At 71.1% G+C, this 20,791-nt stretch carries 8 protein-coding genes and 3 pseudogenes; 6 read left to right on the top strand and 5 right to left on the bottom strand.

Translation table 11 applies throughout. The features are described from left to right. Positions 1 to 12 precede the first annotated feature (12 nt). Positions 13 to 6,426 carry a type I polyketide synthase gene (locus tag STRVI_RS21820; RefSeq protein WP_078505343.1) on the bottom strand — a complete coding sequence of 2,138 codons (6,414 nt, stop codon included), beginning with the start codon at positions 6,424 to 6,426 and terminating at the stop codon, positions 13 to 15. A 132-nt stretch (positions 6,427 to 6,558) separates the two neighbouring features. On the opposite strand from STRVI_RS21820, the pseudogene STRVI_RS48320 reads away from it, so the two are divergent. Further along, positions 6,559 to 6,924 (top strand): annotated as a pseudogene (locus STRVI_RS48320) (transposase); the annotation flags it as partial. A 29-nt stretch (positions 6,925 to 6,953) separates the two neighbouring features. Here STRVI_RS48320 and STRVI_RS21810 read toward each other — a convergent pair. Further along, a complete protein-coding gene (locus STRVI_RS21810) occupies positions 6,954 to 7,565 on the bottom strand; it encodes a TetR/AcrR family transcriptional regulator (RefSeq protein ID WP_014057801.1) in 612 nt (203 codons plus the stop codon). Between the two features lie 110 nt (positions 7,566 to 7,675). Here STRVI_RS21810 and STRVI_RS21805 point away from each other — a divergent pair, with 110 nt between their 5' ends. The 3 genes and pseudogenes from STRVI_RS21805 (at position 7,676) to STRVI_RS53545 (ending at position 17,875) form a co-directional block, all read left to right on the top strand. After that, positions 7,676 to 8,344, top strand: coding sequence for a peroxiredoxin-like family protein (locus STRVI_RS21805; protein ID WP_014057800.1), 669 nt, complete (start codon positions 7,676 to 7,678; stop codon positions 8,342 to 8,344). 1,063 nt (positions 8,345 to 9,407) lie between these two features. After that, positions 9,408 to 16,391: pseudogene (locus STRVI_RS54680) on the top strand (amino acid adenylation domain-containing protein); the annotation flags it as partial. Between the two features lie 77 nt (positions 16,392 to 16,468). Next, on the top strand, positions 16,469 to 17,875 hold the full coding sequence (locus STRVI_RS53545) for a condensation domain-containing protein (protein ID WP_078505339.1): 1,407 nt from the start codon (positions 16,469 to 16,471) through the stop codon (positions 17,873 to 17,875). Between the two features lie 276 nt (positions 17,876 to 18,151). Here the strand turns inward: STRVI_RS53545 and STRVI_RS21785 are convergent, their stop codons facing one another. Both STRVI_RS21785 and STRVI_RS21780 read right to left on the bottom strand, forming a co-directional pair. Next, complete coding sequence (locus STRVI_RS21785; protein WP_014057797.1) at positions 18,152 to 18,436, bottom strand: hypothetical protein; 285 nt, start codon at positions 18,434 to 18,436, stop codon at positions 18,152 to 18,154. A gap of 86 nt (positions 18,437 to 18,522) precedes the next feature. Continuing rightward, positions 18,523 to 19,416: a Ku protein gene (locus tag STRVI_RS21780; RefSeq protein WP_014057796.1), complete on the bottom strand. Its 894-nt coding sequence runs from the start codon at positions 19,414 to 19,416 to the stop codon at positions 18,523 to 18,525. 102 nt (positions 19,417 to 19,518) lie between these two features. Here STRVI_RS21780 and STRVI_RS21775 point away from each other — a divergent pair, with 102 nt between their 5' ends. Both STRVI_RS21775 and STRVI_RS48310 read left to right on the top strand, forming a co-directional pair. Beyond that, the gene (locus STRVI_RS21775) at positions 19,519 to 19,989 is read left to right on the top strand and encodes a DUF6233 domain-containing protein (RefSeq protein ID WP_043236309.1); all 471 of its coding nucleotides are present in this window, start codon (positions 19,519 to 19,521) and stop codon (positions 19,987 to 19,989) included. 62 nt (positions 19,990 to 20,051) lie between these two features. Further along, positions 20,052 to 20,186, top strand: a pseudogene (locus tag STRVI_RS48310) (IS21-like element helper ATPase IstB); the annotation flags it as partial. A 52-nt stretch (positions 20,187 to 20,238) separates the two neighbouring features. On the opposite strand, the gene STRVI_RS50800 reads toward STRVI_RS48310, so the two are convergent. Continuing rightward, positions 20,239 to 20,421, bottom strand: coding sequence for a hypothetical protein (locus tag STRVI_RS50800; RefSeq protein WP_150112907.1), 183 nt, complete (start codon positions 20,419 to 20,421; stop codon positions 20,239 to 20,241). Positions 20,422 to 20,791: the final 370 nt, after the last annotated feature.

Genomic DNA, 20,791 nt, shown 5'->3' with positions numbered 1-20,791 from the left:
GTGGTGCTCGGGTCAGGAGGTCAGTTCGTCTACGGCTTTGAAGAGCTCGGCGTCGGTGAGGGACTTGGCGTCGAGCTGGGAGTCCGGGTTCGCGTCGGAGTTCGCGGCGGAGCGGGATTCACCGTTCGCGTCGAGCGGGGAACCGCCGCGCATGTCGAGCGGGGAAGCGCCCTTCACGTCGATCCGCAGCCGGTCCGAGAGGTCCCGCAGCCACGCCGCCACCCGGTCGCGCCGCTCGTCGTCCAACACCATCTCGGACGCCGCCGCCAGCGCCGCTTCGAGCAGATCAGGCTCATGCGGCGGCGATGCCTGGAGGCTCACCAAGTGCTCGGCCAGCGCCGCGGGAGTGGAGTGGTCGAAGACGACGGTGATCGGCAGCTCAATGCCGGTGGCCTCGCTCAGTTGCAGGCAGAGGTCCACCGATCCCATCGAGTCGAGCCCCAGATCCCGGAACGACCGGTCGGGATCGATGTCGCCGGGGTCGGGGAAGCCCAGCACCGCCGCGACGTGGGTGCGGACCATCGCGTGACTGCCCGACTGCGGCTCGCTGGTCCCGGACGACCGTTCGCCCACCTTCGGCGCCGAGCCATGCGGCCCGGAGAATGTCGCCGAGCCGTGCAGCCTGGAGAGCATCGGCCGATGCCGTGCCGCCGAATTGGCCGGCACGAACCGTGACCAGTCGACGTCCGCGATGAGGAGCACGCCGTCGTCCCCGGCCATCGAACGTCGCAGAGCGGACAGGGCACGGTCCGCGGCCATGGGCCGAACGCCGTCGCGGCGCGGCCGGTCCGCATCCTCAGCCGCGCCGCCCATGCCGGGCCCCTCCCACGTACCCCACTCCAGTGAGATGGCCGGAAGCCCGCGTTCGCGCCGTCGTTCGGCCACGGCGTCGATGAACGCGTCGGCCGAGGCCTGGGCATGTCGCCCGGGGCCGCCGAGCACCGCTGTCATCGACGAGAACAGCACGAACTCCACGGGCTCGTCCTGGAATATGCGGTCCAGCTGGGCTGCCGCGGCCGCCTTGTCATGGATTTCGGCGAACCCGGCCGTCGTGCAGTCCGTGAGGCTTGCGTGACGATCACTACCGGCGGCGTGGACCACGGTCCGGATGGGCCCGTACGCCTGCTGTTCCTGGCGGACCACGGCGGCCAGATCCTCTTCGGACGCCATGTCGCAGGCGACGGCATGCGCGGACACACCCAGTTCTTCGAGTTCGGCGATCTGCCGTGCCGCGCCGGGTGCCCGCGGTCCACGCCTGCTGAGCAGCACCAGCCGGTCGACTCCGGTCTTCGCCAGCTCCCGCGCGACGTGGCTGCCCAGCGCCCCGGTGCCGCCCAGGACGAGCGCGGTACCGGTCGGCTGTCCGCGTTCGGGGACCGAAGCGCGGACAGGGGCGGGCACCAGCCGGGGCGCGCGAACGCCTTCGGGCCGGATCGCAAGCTGATCCTCGTTCCCGTAGCCGTTCAGCGCCTGCCGTAGCCACGACGGATCCACCGGCGTGGAGGCCGCCGGCAGATCGATCAGGCCTGCCACGAGGTCGGGGTGCTCCGCGGCGACGGACCGGCCGAATCCCCAGATCCGCGCCTGGAGCGGATCGATCCGCTCGTCGCCGTGGCCTGTCTTGACAGCGCATCGAGTGACCAGCCGCAAGGGCGCGGGCAGAGCGGCGTCGGCGAGCGCCTGGGCGAGAACCAGCGTGGTCAGTCCCGGGCCCAGGCCGGCACGACTGCCGCGCCCGGCCGGGTCGAGGGCCAGCAAGGAGAGCACACCCGTGACGGGCCTCCCCAGGTCGGCGGCCTGCTGGTCCAGCATGGCCGCCAGGGTCGCGCGGTCGGCCGGTGCCTCGTCCAGCCTCAGTATCCGGGCGTCGGCGAAGTCCTCACCCAGCAGCTGCCGACAGAGACCAGCCAGTTCACGATGTTCATCGCCCCCCGGCAGCACTACCAGCCACGCTCCGCGCTCACCAGGGTCCTCGACCGGTGAAGCCGGTTCCCACTCGATCCGGTAGCGCCATCCGTCCACCGTGGTTTCCTCGCGCTCCGGCGGTCGTTCCTGCGCGCGGTCTCGCATGAGCCAGTACCGGTCGCCCTCGAACGGGTACGTCGGCAGGTCGAGGACCGCCGGCCTGGCCGGCGCGTACACCGCTGGCCAGTCGACCTCGGCCCCACGGGTCTGGGCGACCGCGACGGCCGTGAGCACCGAGCGGGTCTCCAGGTGGCCCCGACGCAGGGTCGCGACTGCGGCGGCGCTGCCGCGACGCGCGGAGTCACCGCCTGCGCCGAGGATGTCCCGCACACTCGCGGTGAGCGCCGCTCCGGGGCCGAGTTCGATGAAGGTCGTGACACCCGACTCCATCAGCGTGCGAATCCCGTCATGGAACCGGACCGGGCGCCGCACGTGCTCGGTCCAGTAGTCCGGTGTGCGGATCCGGTCCGCCGAGACGACCTGGCCGTCCAGATTGGACACCATGCGAATCCTCGGAGCCCCGAGGACGACCCTGCCCACCGCCGTGTGGAACTTGTCCAGCATCGGATCCATGTGACCGGAGTGGAACGCATGGCCGACCTGCAACCGGCGGGTGATGACTCCTCGCTCGGCGAAGCGCCGTGCCAGGTCGGCCGTGGCCCGCTCGTCGCCGGAGACGACCACCGAGGACGGACCGTTCACGGCGGCGACCGTCACCGCGCCCTGGTATTCGGCCAGGCGCGCGAGTACGTCGTGCTCCTCGGCTTGAACGGCGAACATGGCGCCGCCGGGCGGGAGTTCGTGCATCAGCGCGCTGCGCGTGGTCACCACCGAGGCGGCGTCGGCAAGGGTGAGTACGCCGGCCACGTACGCTGCGGAGATCTCCCCGAGCGAGTGCCCGATCAGGTAATCCGGAACCACGCCCCACCGTTCGAACAGCCTGACCAGAGCGGCCTCCACGGCGAACAGCGCGGGCTGCGCGTAGAGAGTGGAGTCCAGCAGCGCCGCCTCGCGACTGCCCGGCTCCGCCCACATCACCGTGCGCAGGGGCTGAGGGAGGTGCCGATCGAGTTCGGCGCAGACCTCGTCGAGGGCCTCCGCGAAGGCGGCGTCGGCCTCGTACAGCTCCCGGCCCATGCCCAGCCGCTGGCTCCCCTGGCCGGGAAGGACGAAGGCCGTGTGCCCCGCGATGGTGGCGTCGCCCGTGACAAGGCGGGCATGCGGGCCGCCGTTGCCCAGTGCCGTCAGGGCGTCGCGGAGATCACTGGCGTCGTCGGCCACGATCACGGCCCGCCGGTCCAGCGCCGCCCGGCCGGTGGCCAGGGAGTGCCCGAGAACGACGTGGATGTCCTCCTGAGCCTGATCGGCACTGTCGAGACAGCCGAGCAGCCGCGCCGCCTGGGCACGCAGCGCCGACTCCGACGCTGCGGTGACCGGGATCGCGACCGGTCCGTACGTCGTGGCAGGAGCCTGCGGGCGGAGGGACGCGTCCTCCGGCGCCTGTTCGAGGATCACGTGTGCGTTGGTGCCACTGATGCCGAAAGCGGACACGCCCGCACGACGCGGCCGCCCGGTGCCCGGCCAGGCCTGCCGGTGGGTCACCAGTTCAAGGCCGCCCGCCTGCCAGTCGACGTGCGGGGACGGTTGATCCACGTGCAGGGTCCGCGGCACGAGGCCATGCCGCATGGCCAGCACCATTTTGATGACGCCGGAGAGTCCCGCGGCCGCCTGGGTGTGCCCGATGTTCGACTTCATGGATCCGACAAGCAGTGGCCGGTCATGGTCTCGCCGGTCGCCGTACGCGGCGAGCAACGCGTTGGCTTCGATGGGGTCACCCAGTCGTGTGCCGGTGCCGTGTGCCTCCACCACGTCCACGTCACCGGGCCGCAACCGGGCGCCGGCGAGTGCTTGGCGGATCAGGTTGCGCTGTGACGTCCCGTTGGGAGCGGTCAGTCCGTTGGCCGCGCCGTCCGAATTGACGGCGCTCCCGCGGAGCACGGCCAGTACGTCGTGGCCATGCTGCCGGGCGTGGGACAGCCGCTCGACCAGAACCATCCCGATGCCTTCGGCCAGGCCGAATCCGTCGGCCTGTGCGGAGAACGCCTTCGACCGGCCGTCCGGGGCGAGAGCGCCCTGCTTGTCGAACTCGGCGAACATGCCGGGAGTGGACAGGACCGTGACACCGCCGGCCAGGGCCAGATCACATTCCCCGGACCGCAGCGCCTGAGCGGCCAGGTGCAACGCCACCAGCGACGAGGAGCACGCGGTGTCGACGGTGAGTGCCGCCCCCTCGAGGCCGAGCGTGTAGGCGACGCGGCCCGAGAGCATGCTGGTCGTGGTTCCGGTCAGCAGGTGACCGGCCATGTCGGAGCCGGCGTCCAGCGGCGGTCCGTAGTCGGCCGGCATCGCTCCGATGAAGACGCCCGTTCTGGTCCCGCGCAGCCCGTGCGCGTCGATTCCGGCACGTTCGATCGTTTCCCAGGCGGTCTCCAGCGACAGCCGCTGCTGGGGATCCATCGCGAGTGCCTCGCGCGGCGAGATGTGGAAGAAGCCTGCGTCGAACCGGTCCGCGCCGGTGAGAAACCCGCCTCGCCACGGGCCGCGCCGAACCGCACCGTGCCGATCCTGGCGCTCCCATCCACGACCAGCGGGAAAGTCGGTCGTCGCATCGACGCCCTCGACCAACAACCGCCACAGGTCCTGCGGGCCGCTCACCCCGCCCGGGAGGCGGCAGGCCATGCCGACGATGACGACAGGGTCATCGCGGTCGTCCGTGCCGGACCGGCGGCCGAGCCGACCGCCCTGCGGGCCGTCCTGTCCCCAGAGCTCCAGGTCTATGTGCCGGGCCAGGAGCTGAGGAGTCGGGTGATCGAATAACGCGGTCGCCGCGAGCGGCACCTCCAGGTTCTTCGCGATGCTGTTGACCAGGTCGAGACCGGTCGCCGAATCGATGCCCGCGTCGCGGAACTCCCGCCGCGGATCCATCGGTTCGGTCGAGGCCGCCCTGTTCACCACCTCGTGGCAGATCAGGTCCGCGAGCGCGCGCCGACGGGCGCTCGGGCCTAGTCCGTTCAGCTCCGTACGCACCGTGTCCCGCCCGGAGTCGCTCGGCGGAGGACTACCGAGGTCGGGCAGCGATATCGGTTCGACCGGGTCGCGGGTCAGTTCGCCGACGTCGATCGTCGCGCCCGCGACGAAGGCGCTGCCCAGGGAAGCCAGGAACCTGGCCGGGCCTCCCTCGTCACGGCGCAACGAGCCGACCGCGATCGCGTCGACACCGCCGTCCTGGAAGTTCTCCTGCAGAGCCGATGTCAGCACCGGATGCGGACTGGTTTCGACGAACAACGAGTGTCCGTCGGAAACAGCGGCCTCAACGGCTGCGCGGAAGTCCATCACACCGCGCAGCACCTCGAACCAGTGGTTCCCGTCAAGCAGTGAGGTGTCTTCGACGCGACCACCGGAAAAGCTCGAATAGAGCGGTATCCTTCCCCGCTCGGGTCGGATGGATATCAGATCCCTCTGTATCGCCTGCCGCAACTGGTCGATTTGCGGGGAATGCGCGGACAGATCCATCGCGACCCGCTTCACCACCGTTCCTTCGGCGGTGAGACGGGTCTGTAGCTCCTGTAAGGCGTCAAGTTCCCCGGCGACCACCACCGACCTGGGCGAATTGACGGCGGCGATCGTGACCTCGCCGTCGTAGGAGGCGAGCCGCGAGCGGATGTCGGCCACCGGCGCCATGACCGAGAGCATGCCGCCCCGGCCGGTCAGGGTGGCCTCCGCATGTCCCCAACTCGTCACCACACGCGCGGCATCGTCCAACGTGAGCACGCCGGACACCGCGGCGGCGGCGATCTCGCCGATGCTGTACCCCATGACGGCATCGGGTTCGACCCCGCACGATCGCCATGTGGCGGCCAGCGAGATCATCACGGCGAACAGGGCCGGCTGGGCGACATCGGCGCGGTCGAGAGGCAGCCCGGAGTCCGGGCTCAGCGCGTCGAGGAGGGGCCAGTCAAGATACGGCTCCAGCGCCGCGGCGCAATCGTCCATCGTGGTGCGGAACGTGCGCGACCGTGTGGTCAACTCCGCCGCCATGCCGGGCCATTGCGGCCCCTGGCCGGGGAAGACGAACGCGGTGCGCCCACTTGTCGGGCGACCGTGTACGAGGCCGACGGCGCCACGCCCGGAGGCCAATGCGGTCAAACCGGCACGCAGTTCGGATAGTTGGCGTCCCGTCACCGCCGCCCGGCGCGACGACAACGTTGCCGGACGTCGCGACGACGAGAGCCGCCGACTCAGTGCAGCGCCTACTTCGGCAGGCGATAGCCCTGGACTCTTCGACGCGAAGTCTAGTAGTATTCCTACCTGGTCCCGGAGTGCCGTCGGCCCATCGGCCTCCAGAGTCCACAGCCACGTGTCGGAACGCCCATCGTCCGACGCTCCCTGTCGCTCAGTCATGCTCACAATGATTCAATGTACTTGAGGGCCAATGCCATGGCTGGCCCGTTCTCACTAGTCTCGATCGTTCATCGGGACTCCTTCGTGGCTGAGGCGTGACGCGGCAGGTCAAGCGGGCGTTCAAGTACCGCTTTTTTCGTCTCCCTGCTCGTCGAGGACACCATCACCCCTGCCCCCGCCACGAGTGCGGCGGTCGGCCTGGACGCCGGGGTCACCTCCCTGGTGACCCTGTCCACCGGGGAGAAGATCGCCAACCCCCGGCATGAGCGCCGCGACCGGGCCCGCCTGGCGAAGGCGCAGCGGGAGATGTCCCGCAAGGCGAAGGGCTCGGCGAACCGGGAGAAGGCCCGCCGGAAGGTCGCCCGCGTGCACGCGCGGATCGCTGACCGGCGCCGGGCGCGCGCCATCTCGGATGCGGCGTGGACGGATCTGCGCATGCTGTACGGATCAGCGCTTGTTGCCCCCTCCCCCCGAGCCGCCGGGCGCCTGGGCGGCGTCCGCGGTGTCCGTAGATTCGGGCAGGGCGGTCAGGCGGTGGTGCGGTGGGCGCGGATGAGCGCAAGGGCTCCGTCGAGGGCTTGGCGCAGCATGCCGGGGTCGCGGCGCGCCTGGGTGAGCATGAGCCCGCCCTGGACGCTGGCGAGGGTGGAGGCGGCGAGCCAGTCGACGTCGGCGTCGGGCCGTAGTTCGCCGGCGGCCAGCATGGCGGTGAGGCCGGAGCGGATCTCCGCTTCCCACCGCTCGAACCCGGAGGCGAGCACGGCCCGGATCTCGTCCTCGTGTTCGCCGACTTGGCCGACGAGGTTGGCGATGGGACAGCCGCCGCGCCCGCCGCGCTGGTTCTGGAATTCGACGAGGGCGTCTGCCCATTGCTCCAGGCCCGTCCAGGTGCCGAGCCCTGCGAACAGGGCGCGTTGACCGTCGAGGACGGTGTCGTTGGTGGCTTCGGCGACGGCGCGCAGCAGGTCTGTCTTGTTGTCGAAGTAGTGGTAGAGCTGGCTGCGCGAGGCCGCGGCGCGGGCGCCCACTTCGTCCAGGCTGGCCCCGAGGGCGCCCTTCTCGGCCACCACGTCGGCGGCCGCGGCCACGATGCGCAGGCGGGTCCGACGTCCTTGCTCGGTGACGGGAGAAGCTGCCATGAGCCTGAGTATGCCGCCACTGGACTTGACAGTCCAGTGGCCGAGTGCTCGGATATTCCAGTGGACTGTGCGGTCCACCGAATCGCCGTCACGTCACCTAGGGGAGATCCGTGTCTGTCACCATTCGTGATCAGTCCGAGCAGCTCAAAGCCGCCTCCGCCGAACGCCTGCCGGCCGAGGTCGTCGCTGTGTTCGACCAGAGCATCCAGGACCTGCTCGAGCAGGGGGTGCCCGCCGACGCGATAAAGGTGGGCGACACGCTCGAGTCCTTCTCGTTGGACGACGCCACCAGCACGCCGGTCACCTTGGACAGCCTGGTCGAGACCGGCCCTGCGGTCATCGTCTTCTACCGCGGCGGCTGGTGCCCGTACTGCAACCTGGCGTTGCGCACATACCAGCGTGAGCTCCTGCCCGAGTTGGCCGGTTTCGGCGCCCGGCTGGTGGCCGTCAGCCCCCAGTCTCCCGATCAGTCGCTGTCCACCGTCGAGAAGGCCGCGCTCGAGTTCACCGTCCTCTCCGATCCCGGCAGCCGCGTGGCCCGACGCGTCGGCATCGCCTTCCAGCAGGCGGACGAGGTCCTCGACGCACAACGCAAACTCGGCCTCGACCTCGCCCAGGTCAACGCTGAGGGCTCGGTCAGCCTGCCCAGGCCAACCGTTCTGATCGTGGACGCGGACCGTACGGTGCGCTTCGTCGAGATCCAGCCCGACTACACCGCTCGCACCGAGGTCGCCGAGATCCTCTCCGCTCTCGCCGGAATGGCGAACGACCGCGCGTGAGCCGGAGGCCCCCTCAGGGGCCAAGGAGCGCAGGTTTACGGCTTGCGGGCTCGTTTTGCCCAGGACGCGCTCGGCAAGTTCCGCCGGTGTCTCACTTCCCTCCCCCTTCGCTGAGTCGCGGACCGAGGGCCGGCCGACGCCCCTGCGCTCAACAAGCGGAGAGGGCCGGTGGTCAACCAGGTCCACGTCGTGGTGGTCCAGATGAGTTAGGAGCAGGTGGGCCAGGGACCGGCCGGAGTCGCTGATGCGCAGGTACGCGTTGGCGTCGGTGCCCTCGGTGAAGCCGAAGGTGGCCTGGCTGGAGCGCAGTTGCACGATGGCCTGGCCCTCTCCGAGGAAGCCGAGCTGGCCGGGGAAGGCGATGGCGAGGGTGAAGAGTCGTCCAGGACGCCGGACAGGTCCGGGCCCGGACGGCCCGGCTCGCAGTCGCCCATGGCGGTGAGGGCGGCTTCCAGGATGGCGGTGAGGAACCGCCGGCGGGCATCCTCATGCTGCCGCACCCTGCTGGACAGGCTCTCCTTGGTCACCTGCACCATCCGGTACATGCCGCGGTCCCCGTACAGGCCGTCCGGCTGTGAGTTCCCGGTTCTTCTCTGAGGAGTCGAGAGGGTTGTGACCTGTGACTCCCGAACTTCATCTGGACGAAGTGGGTCGCCACTGTCGCACGTCACCCGAAAGGGACGGCTCTCCTTCACCTTGCTGAAAGCACCACCGCGTCACCGCCCTTGTCCAAGTCGTCCTCACCGCCCGGCTGTCCTGCTCGAACTGAGGCCGAAAAGGGTGCCCTTCTCGGCGGTGGAGATCAATCGGCCACCGGGGTGACTTTTTGGTCGAGTTCTCGGAGAGGAAGGTAAAGCGGCCTCAGGTGCGACTGAAATTCGTCCTTCTGTCTCCCGAGACCGTACCCACCTGCATCTTTGCTGTTACCTGATTAATCGTGAGATCTATCACATTGCCAACGCTTTACTTGTTCATTGCCTCTCGTGTTTCCATGATGTGCATCGTTTTTTGATCGACACGTACACATCGGACGGCAGTCGTCGGAATACCACCGACGGGACGGATGGGAACGCTCGCTCATATGCCAGACAACCGTGTTCCACTGCCACTCACCGACGCGCAGCTGGGGGTATGGCTCGCCGAACGCGGGGGGTTCGGCGGGCCGGACGCGTACCAGTGGGCGGAGTACCTCGAGCTGGACGGCCCGGTCGCCGTCGACCTGCTGGCGACCGCGGTCGCCAGGACGGCCGCCGAGTGCGAGGCGGTGAACGTCCGTATGGGAGCGGCCGGTTCGGTGGCCCCCGTGCAGTGGCTCGTCGCCGATGTCGAGCACGCCGTCGAGACGGTCGACCTGCGCAAGACGCCCGACCCGGATGCCGCGGCGCTGAAGTGGATGCGGGCGGCCATGGCCGAGGCGGGAGGCTGCGACGCGGGGCCGTTGTTCTTCGGCGCGGTGCTGCGCGTGAGCGACGACCGCACTCTGCTGTTCCACCGAGTCCATCACATCGCCCTCGACGGGGCGGGCATGGCACTGTTCGCCGAACGGGCCGCTGAAGTCTACCGTCATCTGTACGAGGGCAGCCCGGTGCCGCCAAGCGGCTGGAGCGGGCTTCGGGCGCTGATCGACGCCGAGACGGCATACCGCGGTTCCGCCGAGCACGACGCGGACGGCGGCCGGTGGAGGGAGCGGTTGGCGGGCCGGTCGCACTTCCCGACGCTCGGAGCGGGTCCGGCGGCGGCGTCGGACCGGTCGATGCGCACCAGCAGGGGGCTGCCGGCGGCGGAGTTCACCGAGCTGAGGGACGGCGCGCGACGGCTCGGGCATCGCTGGACCCGGTTGTTCGCCGCGGCCACAGCGATCCAGTTGCACGCGATGACCGGTGACCGGGATGTCGTGCTGAGCCTGCCGGTCGCCGGCCGGTCCGCCGAACTCGTCCGCCGCGTCCCGGCGATGACAGCCAACGTCCTGCCGCTGCGGCTCCGCGTCGACCCGGCCGCGTCCGTCGGCCGCCTGCTCGAGGAAGTGGCCGAAGAACTGCGGGCGGTGCGCCGGCACCAGCGCTACCGGGGCGAGCGCCTGCGCCGGGAGGTGGACCCTCCTGACGACGGACGCAGGTTCTTCGGGCCGGTCCTCAACATCCAGCGGTTCGACCGGCCGCTGCGCTTCGGTTCGCTCACCGCGACCGTCCGCAACCTCCAGGCGCCGCCGTCCGAGGACCTCTCATTCTTCGCGCACGACCGCGGTGATGGCGAACTGCGCCTTGACTTCGACGCCAACCCCGCCAACCACGGCGAGGACCTCCTGCGAGGCGTCGCCGACCGCTTCCCGCACGTGCTGAGGCAGGTGGCGCGGGCCGAACGCGGCACGCCCCTGGCGCGAGTCGCAACCACCACCACGGGGGAGCGCCGCCGTCTCGTCGCCCTGGGTACGGGCGCGCCCACCTCGGCCGCATCCGCCGACACCGCCGTCGACCGGTTCGCGGACCGGGTACGCCGCGCCCCGGACGCCTTCGCGGTGCGCTGCGCAGGAACGGGTCAGCGGCTGACCTACCGCGAACTGGACGGGCGTGCCGCTGCGTTGGCCGGTGCGCTGGTCGCCGCCGGTGCGGGGCCGGAGCGCACTGTCGCCCTGCTTCTGGAACGCTCGGTGGATCTGATCGTCGCCGCTCTCGCTGTGGTGCGGGCGGGCGCGGCATACGTACCCCTGCATCGGGACGACGCGTCGCCACGGCAGGAGACCGTCCTGTCCGACGCGGACGCGCGGCTGCTGGTCACCGACCGGCACACCGGGGGCGACGCCATCGTGACATACGCCCGTGACCGTGGTCTGAGCGTGCTGGACGTGCGAGCCGACTCCGACGCGGACGGCGATGATGCGCCCGCCGGGGTCGGGACGTCACCGGACGCTCTCGCCTGCGTGATGTTCACGTCCGGTTCCACGGGCCGGCCCAAAGGGGTTGGCATCACACAGAGCGCCCTGGCCTCGCTCGCCGCCGACCGCTGGTGGTCCGAGGGTGGCGCGGACAGGGTCCTGCTGCACTCGCCGCACGCCTTCGACGCGTTCAACCTGGAGCTATGGGTGCCGCTCCTGACCGGCGGTGAGGTGGTCGTCGCCGCGCCAGGACATCTCGGCCCGGCCGAACTGGCCCGGACCGTGGCGGAGACCGGGGTGACCGGGCTGTGGCTGACCGCCGGACTCTTCCACGCCATCGCCGCCGAGGACCCGGCCTGCCTGGCCGGTGTCCGCCAGGTGTGGACCGGAGGGGACGTGGTGTCCCCGGACGCCGTCCGCGCGGTGCGGCAGGCACTGCCGGGTCTCACCGTCGTCAACGGCTACGGGCCCACCGAGACCACGGTCTTCGCGACCCGGTACGCGGTCCCGCAACTGCCTGCGGACGCCGCGTCCGTCCCCATCGGCGGCCCGCTGGATGGCAAGCGGGTGCTGCTTCTCGACGACGCGTTGCGGCCCGTGCCGCCGGGGTCGGTGGGGGAGCTGTATCTCGGGGGAGCGGGGGTGGCGCGCGGTTACGTGGGGAGGGCGGGTGCGACCGCGGAGCGCTTCGTCCCCGACCCGTCGGGGCCGCCGGGGGCGCGCGTCTACCGCACGGGCGATCTGGCCCGGTGGAGTGCGGACGGTCGGCTGGAGTTCGCCGGTCGTGCCGACGGGCAGATCAAGCTGCGCGGTCACCGGATCGAGACGGGCGAGATCGACGCCGTGCTACGTGCCGACCCGCGGGTCGGGCAGGCCGCGACCGTTGCTCAGGAGCGCCCGGGAGGGCGGCGGCTCGTCTCCTACGTGACCGTGTCCGGCGGTGCGGCGGACGGTCTCGACACGGCGGCGCTGCTCGACCGGCTGCCCGCTTACATGCTGCCGACCGCAGTGGTGGCCGTGGACCGGTTGCCCCTGACCCGCAACGGCAAGCTGGATCGGGCCGCGCTGCCCGCGCCGGAGTCCGCGGTCGCCGCTCGCAGCGCCGGGAGGGGCGCGGCCCCGCGCACGCCCGCCGAGAAGCTGCTCGCCGAGCTGGTGGGCGAGCTGCTCGGCGTGCCGGACGTCCCCCTCGACGAGGACTTCTTCCGGCTCGGCGGGGACAGCATCCAGGCGATCCAACTCGCGGCGGCGGCGCAGCGCGCCGGTCTGGCGATCACCACCCCGGACGTCTTCCGCACCCCCACCGTCGCCGGACTCGCCGCCGCACTCGCGGACGACAGGCTTCCCGCGCATCGGATCGCGCTGGACGACGCGGACGACTCCGCGGTGCCGCTGACGCCCGTCATGCACTGGCTGCGTGAACGCGGCGGCATACTCCACGGGTTCGTCCAGTCCCTGACGGTGCGCACCCCGGTGGGCAGCACCGAGGATCAGGTCCGCGCGGTGGTGCAGGCCCTCGTCGATCACCACCCCATGCTGAGGCTCTCCCTGACCGTCACGGGCCCGATCTGGTCGCTGGAGGTGCTGCCCACCGTGCCGGTCGAGCTGAACCGGCCGGGCCCGCCGACCGTCCCGGAGCGCGGCCGGATGGTGCACGCGCGCTGGCGGGACCCCGGGCCCGGGACGGCGGGCGCTTTGACCCTCACAGTGCACCACCTCGGGGTCGACGGTGTCTCCTGGCGCATCCTCCGGGACGACCTCGAAACCGCCTGGGACGCGGTACACCGGGGCCGGACCCCGACGCTGCAACCGACCGGGACTTCCTTCGCGCAGTGGGCGAAGGCACTGGTGGGGTACGCCCATCACCCCGCCGTGCTCCACACGTTCTCGCACGAGCGGCCGGAGCCCGTGGAACCACCGGTCGCCGCGCGCCCCCTGGATCCCGCGTCGGACACTGAGGACACCCGGCGCCGCCACACCGCCACCCTGCCCGGCGCGCTCACCGCGCGCCTGCTGAGCGACGCGACCGCGGCTTTCGACTGCTCGGTGCAGGACCTGCTGCTCACCGCGTTCGCCTTGGCCGCCGCCGACTGGCGGGACGGCCCGGACGCGCTTGCCGTGGACCTGGAGTGCCACGGACGTGAGGAGTTCGCGGACAACCTTGACCTGTCCCGCACGGTCGGCTGGTTCACCACCCTGTATCCCGTGGTACTCGACCCCGGCTGCTCCTGGGCCGAGGCGCGGACCGACCCGATCGCCCTGGACGGCGCGGTCGCCCAGGTGCGCTCCCGCACCCGTGACTCCGGCCGCGCGGGACTGACCCACGGTCTGCTGCGCTATCTCAACCCGCAGAGCGCTCCCGCCCTCGCCGCCCGCCGCACGCCGCAGTTCGCCTTCAACTACCTGGGCCGCTTCGGCGTCGGCGGCGAAGGCCCCTGGTCGGTGCTGGCCGACGTGACCGCCGCCGGGGTCCCGTCGGATGGCGGCCTGACCACCGCGGCCGGGCCGGCCATGAGCCACGCCGTCGAGCTGGACACGGTGATCACCGACCGCCCGGACGGCCCTGAACTGGTCGCCCACTGGTCCTGGCCCGGCGGCCTGCTCGACGCGACGCGCGTCGCCGGCCTGGCCGAGCGATGGTTCGACGTCCTGCGCGCGCTGGTCGACCGGGCCCGGTCCCGCGCCACCGGTGAACTGCCACTGCCGCCGTTGGCCCAGGGCCTGCTCTTCCACTCGCTCTACGACCACGATGGGGTGGACCCCTACCTCGTCCAGTTCGTCTTCGACCTCGACGGGACACTCGACGCCGACGCGTTGCGGGACGCGCTGCACCGCCTGCTGCGCCGCCACCCGCAGCTCTCCGCCGGTGTCCGGCCCGGCGCGTCGGGCCGGCCCGTCCAGGTGGTGGTACCGGGCTCCGTCGTGGAGTGGCGCGAGACGCCCGCACCGGAGGACCTGGAGGGCTTCCTCGCCGCCGACCGCCGGCGCCGCTTCGACCTCGCCGACCCCCCACTGATGCGCGCCGCGCTGCTGCGCAGGTCCGCCGACCGGCACACCTTCGTCCTGACCACGCACCATCTCCTGGTCGACGGCTGGTCCATGCCAATCCTGATCAGGGAACTGTTCTCGCTCTACGCCGGTCACCCGCTGCCGCCCGCCACTCCGTACCGCGACTTCCTCGACTGGCTGGCCACCAGGGACGCCCGCGCGGACGAGTCCGCCTGGCGCGCGCTGCTGGCGTCCGTGGACGGCCCGACCCTGGTCGGCGGCCCCGGCCGGCGTGGCGCGACCGGGGCACGTCGCCGCACGACCGCCGAACTGGACCCCGAGTTCACCGCCCGCGTCGAGGCCCTGGCGCGGGAAGGCGGCCTGACGACCAGCGTCGTCCTGCGACTGGCCTGGGCGATCCTGCTCGGCGCCCTGACCGGACGGGACGACGTGGTGTTCGGCGCCACGGTCTCCGGCCGGCCCGCCGAACTACCCGGCGCGGAACGGATCGTCGGCCTGCTGATCAACACCGTGCCGGTCCGGGTCCCCCTCGACCCACGCCAACCGGTCGCCGACTGCCTGGCGGACCTGCGGGCCCAGCAACTGTCCATGCTCGACCACCAGCACGCCGACCTGACGACCCTGCAGACGGTCACCGGGCACGCCGAACTCTTCGACACCGTCGTCGTCTTCGAGAACTATCCGGTCGACGACGAGGAACTGGCCACCCTGGTACCCGACCTGGAGCTGCGGGAGGTCCAGGGCCGCGACGGCACCCACTACCCGCTGACGCTGATCGCCGTGCCCGGCGACCGGCTGCGGCTCCAACTCGATCACAACACCGACCTGTTCGACGGCGAGGCGGCCGGCCGTCTGCTCGACCGCCTGCGCGTCGTCCTCGACCGGATGGCCGACGACCCGGCGGCGCCCCTGGGACGCGTCGACCTGCTGCTGCCCGACGAGCGCGCCGATCTCGAAGCCCCCGCGCCCGCCCCGGACCGGGACACCGGGCCGGCCACGCTGACCGCCCTGTTCGCCGCGCAGGTGCGCCGCCGGCCGGCGGCCCCGGCCCTCACCCACGGCGGCACTACCCTGTCCTACGCGGAGGTCGACGCGCGCGCCAACCGTCTCGCCCACCTCCTGATCGAGCGCGGCGCGGGACCGGAGCGCCTGGTCGGCCTGGTGCTGGAGCGTTCGGCGGACCTCGTCGTCGCGATCCTGGCGGTGCTGAAGTCGGGCGCGGGCTATCTGCCCCTGGACCCGACGTACCCCGAGGAGCGTATCCGGGGGGTGCTCGCGGAGGCCGGCCCCGTGCTCGTCGTGACGGGCGCCCCGCTGCCGGTCCCGCAGCCGCAGATCCTCTTCGACGGCCCCGACACGGCCGCCACCCACCCGGCGCACCCGCCCGCCGTGACCGTGGACCCCGAGGCGGTCGCCTACGTCATCTACACCTCCGGTTCCACCGGTCGGCCCAAGGGCGTCCTGGTCACCCACCGCAATGTCGTACGGCTGCTGGCCACGACCGACGAGTGGTTCCGGTTCGACGCCGATGTACACGCCCTGTTCCACTCCTACGCCTTCGACGTCTCCGTCTGGGAGATGTGGACGGCTCTCGGCCGCGGCGGGCGGCTGGTGGTGGTGCCGGACGACGTGGCCCGCTCGCCCAGGGACCTCTTGGCGCTGCTGCGCCGGGAGCGAGTCACCGCCCTGAACCAGACTCCCTCGGCCTTCTACCAGTTCCTGCGGGCCGAGGAGGAGGCCGGCGCGGACGCGTTGCCCGACCTGCGGGTGATCGTATGCGCGGGGGAGGCTCTGGAACCGTCCCGCGTCCGCTCCTGGCACGGCCCGGGCCGGGCCGCCCTGGTCAACATGTACGGGATCACCGAGACCACCGTCCACGCGACGTACATCGAGCTGACCGACCCCGAAGAGACCGCGAGCGTCATCGGAACCGCGCTGTCCGACCTCCGCCTGCGGCTGCTGGACCACGCGCTACGACCGGTGCCGCCGGGCTGCCCCGGCGAGATCCACGTGTCCGGCCCCGGCGTGACCCGCGGCTATCTGGACCGGCCGGCGCTCACCGCGAGCCGGTTCGTCCCCGACCCGTTCGGTGTGCCCGGCACCCGGATGTACCGGTCCGGGGACCTCGCGCGGCAGCGGCCGGACGGCACGCTGGAGTACCTCGGTCGGATCGACCAGCAGGTGAAGATGCGCGGCTACCGGATCGAGCCCGGCGAGATCGAGCGCTCGAACAGCATCCTGCCGTGGACCGGGCCGTGGTGCTCGCCGAGACCGGCGCCGACGGCGGCCGCCTGCTCTGCTACGTCGTCCCGGCCAGGCGAGCGGCCGGGACCGGCCCGGCCGAGACGCCGTCGGCCGCGGAACTGCGCGCCCATGCCCGCACGGTGCTGCCCGCGCACATGGTGCCCGCCTTCGTCGTCCCTGTCGACGAGATCCCGCTGACCGGGAACGGCAAGCTGGACCGCGCCGCCCTGCCGCCTGCGGAGACCGCGCTGCCGGTGAGCCGCAGGCCGGAGAACCCGGAAGAACGGCTGCTGTGCGACCTGTTCGCCGAGACCCTGGGACTGGCCGAGGTCGGCGCCGAGGACAACTTCTTCGACCTGGGCGGACACTCGCTGCTCGCCACCCGTCTGATCAACCGGCTGCGCGCGGAGACCGGCCGTGAGTTGAGTATCCGCACCCTGTTCGACGCCCCGGTCGTCGCCGACCTGGCACGCCACGTCCCGCAGGGCGCTGCCGTGGCTCCCGTCCGGGCGGCCGCCGCCCCGCGACCGGAGCGCGTACCGCTCTCGCCCGCGCAGCGACGGCTGTGGTTCTTCGACCGGTTCGCCGGCCCCAATTCCGTGTACAACATGTCCTTCGCCGTCCGGTTCACCGGGCCGCTGCGTGTGGAACCCCTGCGGGCGGCCCTCGGCGACCTGCTGGACAGGCACGAGAGCCTGCGCACCACCGTGGTGGAACACCACGGCGAGCCGTACCAGCGGATCCGCGACGCCGAGGGCCTGCCGTTTCGGACGGTGGTCACCTCGGAGGCGGCACTGCCCCAACTGCTCGCCGCCGCGTCCGCGCACGTATTCGACCTGGAGACAGAACTCCCCGTCCGCGCCGTGCTCCACGAGACCGCACCCGAGCACCACGTACTCCTGCTCCTGCTGCACCACATCGCCGCCGACGGCTGGTCGCTCGGTCCGCTGGCCCGTGACCTGTCCACCGCCTACCGGGCCCGCGCCGCGGGCGACGCCCCGCAGTGGACGAGCACACCCGTGCAGTACGCGGACTACACCCTCCGCCTGCTCGACCGCGACCCGGACACCGGCGTCGACCACTGGGCGCGGATCCTGCACGGCGCCCCGGAGGTGCTGCAGCTGCCGCTGGACCGTCCCCGGCCGCCGGTCTCCGCACACCGCGGGGAGACCGTCCCCTTCACACTCGACGCCGCGCTGCACGCCCGCCTGAACCGGCTCGCCGCGACCACCCGGACCAGCCTGTTCATGGTGGTGCACACCGCGGTCGCCGCACTGCTGCACCGGGTGACGCTGGGCCGCTACGCTGCCGACTGCGTGTCGGTGCTGGGGATCCTTGGCATCAGCGCAGCCGCGGAGACTCTCACCGAGCTGGAGACCACCGTCAGGGAGTACGCCAACAGCTGATCGGCACGGCGCCACTCGCGGCGCACACGCCGTCGCTCGGCGGGCTGCTCCTGGACGTTACGGGCTGGGACGCCAGAGCGGCTGGCCCATTTGGTCCTACGCGGCGTCGCCGTGGCGGCTGCTGAGGCGGGCGTCGAGGTGGTGCCGGCCGACGCTGAGGTCTCGGTCCGGGCCTGGACCGGGACTGGCATCCTCCCTTGGATACGAGAACATCGCCCACATCGCCTGGCCGCCAGCCGAGCTCGCTCCCTGACAAGTGCAGGGTGGGACGTCGTGCTACGGGGTGCCCGCCATCTGCCGCTGTCGTTCCCCGTCGGCGTGCGCCTTGCCCATCAGCGAGCCTTCTTCCTGCTCGTAGTGGGACAGGGCGAGGCCGAGGCAGAAGAAGGTGGGCGCCCACTCACCGACGAAGATGCCCCACCGGTCGGCACGGTCGAGGCCGGTACCGGGTTCGGCACGGAGGGAGGTGGCCCAGGTGAGGACCGACAGGCCGATGGAGGCGACGGCGGCGGTGTAGGCGTGCTCCGAGCGCAGGCCGATGTCGTGCAGCTTCTTGATCACGGCGGTGCTCCTTCGGGAGGTCCCCCCTCAGGTCCACCCTCGTATGCCCACGCTTCGGCGAGTGACGCAGGGAGGAGGTGAGGAGGTCAGGACGCGGGCCGCTTCTTCGCCGGAGCCTTTTTGGCGGTCTTCTTCGTCGCCTTCTTGGCGGGGGCCTTCTTCCTGGGCCGCATCTCCCGGACCTCGCCTTCGCCCGCTTCCTCGCCGCGGCTCTGCTTGGCGGCCCGCACGCTGTCCTGGAGGGCGGACATCAGATCCACGACCTTGCCCTTGGGCTCGGCCGGCGCCTCCATGTGGGGTGGCTCGGCGCCTTCGGCTTTGGCTCGGATGATCGCTTCCATCGCTTCGCGGTACTGGTCCTTGTACTGGCTGATGTCGGTGGGGCCGATGGCGTCCATCAGGGCCATGGCCTCGTCAACCTCGGAGTCGGAGACGTCAACGCCGCTGGGCGCGATTCCTTCGGCCGATCGGATTTCGTCGTCCCAGTGCATGACCTGGAGGACGATCGCGTCGCCGACGACCCTGAGCGCGCCAAGGCGCTCGCGCCCGTGGAAGGCGAACTTCGCCACGGCCACCTTGTCGCTCCTTTTGAGCGCCTCGCGCAGCAGCACATACGGTTTGGTGGCGACGGCCCCGTCCCGCTCGAGGTAGTAGGGCTTGCCGTAGCGGATGGCGTCGAGCCGCTCGTCGGGCACGAAGGCCTGCACGTCGATAGCCTTCGCGGTGGGCAGGGGCAGCTGGTCGAGGTCTTCGTCGGTGATGGGGACGAGCTGGTCGGGCGAGACCTCGTAGGCGCGGCCGATTTCGTCCGGGGCGAGTTCGCGGTCTTCGATCTCGCAGATCTTGCGGTTTCGGACGAGGCCGTGGTCGGGCATGTGGATCTGCCGGAACCGGATCGAATGATCTTCGGTTGCCGAATACATCTTGATCGGAATCGTCACCAGACCGAACGACACCGCACCGCTCCAAACGGGGCGCATGGCTACCTCCACAGGCACCCCCCTGGGGTTTCTCAGGGTATGCGAGGTGTGGCGGTGATGCCCTGGTCAGCCCGAACCCCGTAATCGAACTAGAATCGAACGGTGGATGCGGAGGAGTGGCGGTCGAAGGCCGGGCCGTGGGCCAGGGCGACGATGCCGGACGGTCAGGAGCTGGATGTCGTGGTCACTGCCCGCCATCGCTCGAGGGACGGCCGCTGGTGGTATGAGTGCGAGGCCATCCTCCCCGCGCGGCACGAAGGGGCTGATGGCACCACGAAGATGATGGGAGCCCCCACCCCGATCAGCGTCGAGTCCGAGCGGATCGCCAAAATTCCGGGCGAGGACTACTCGCTCCTGCCGACGGACGGGGCGATCGCGGGTCGCCAGTGGGTGGTCGAGAGGCTTCACCAGTACACCGAGGATGCCCCCTCCCGCCGCCTTCACCGCCGCGACTGCTGGCAGGTCCGCAACGAGCACGCGCTCATTCCCACCCGCGAAGCGGCCGAGAGTCAGGCCCATCCGGACATCGCGATATGCGATGTCTGCCGCCCGGACAGGGCGCTGCCACGCTAAGCCCCAGCAGTCTCCTCTGAGTGCCGTGCCGCCTTCTTCACCGCCCGCCCCACCTCGAACCGTTCACGGACCCCCGCCTCTGCGCGGCCATCGTCGACCGCCTGACGTGCAACGGCACGATCATCGAGACCGGCACCGACTCCTATCGCCTCGCCAGCACCCGGGCCCGAGCCGAAGATCCCGCTAAGGCCGGCTGAGCCGGCGTCCGCGTTCACCCATCGCGCTGGTCAGCAGGCAGGCCCAGCGACGTCACCGCTCGCCGTTCAGCACGACGCTGGTGGCCACGCTGTGCCACGTGCGGCAGACGGAGATCACCGACTCGCTGGTGGACCTGTTCATCCAGCTCGTACTGAAGATCAACACCCGCGCGGAGCGGAAGGTCGACAAGGAGCTGAACGCAGAGCTGAAGAAGATCCGGGGCAAGGAGGGCATGCTGCTGGGGGTCGCGGAGGCGGCGTTGTCCGAGCCGTCCGGCACCGTGCGGCGGGTGATCTTCCCGGTGGTCGGCAGCGAGAAGGCGCTGGCGGGCAGCGGTGCTGGACGACACGGGCCGCGTCGAGTGCATCCCCTACTAGCTATGCGTGCTGGTGGCGCTTCGGGACGGCGGTGCGGCGCCGGGAGATCTGGCTGGTGGGCGCCGACCGGTGGCGCAACCCGGAGGACGGACTTCGAGGACAACCAGGACGTGCGCTACGCCGCCCTGGGACAGCCGCAGGACGCCGGCGAGTTCATTACCGCCCCCAGAGCAAGCTCCGGGCCTCGCTGGACCGATTTGACCAGGCCCTCGCGGAAGGCACCACGG

It is taken from the genome of Streptomyces violaceusniger Tu 4113, from assembly GCF_000147815.2.
GTDB classification, from domain to species: Bacteria; Actinomycetota; Actinomycetes; order Streptomycetales; family Streptomycetaceae; genus Streptomyces; species Streptomyces violaceusniger_A.
This window is presented reverse-complemented; position numbering and strand designations above follow the sequence as displayed.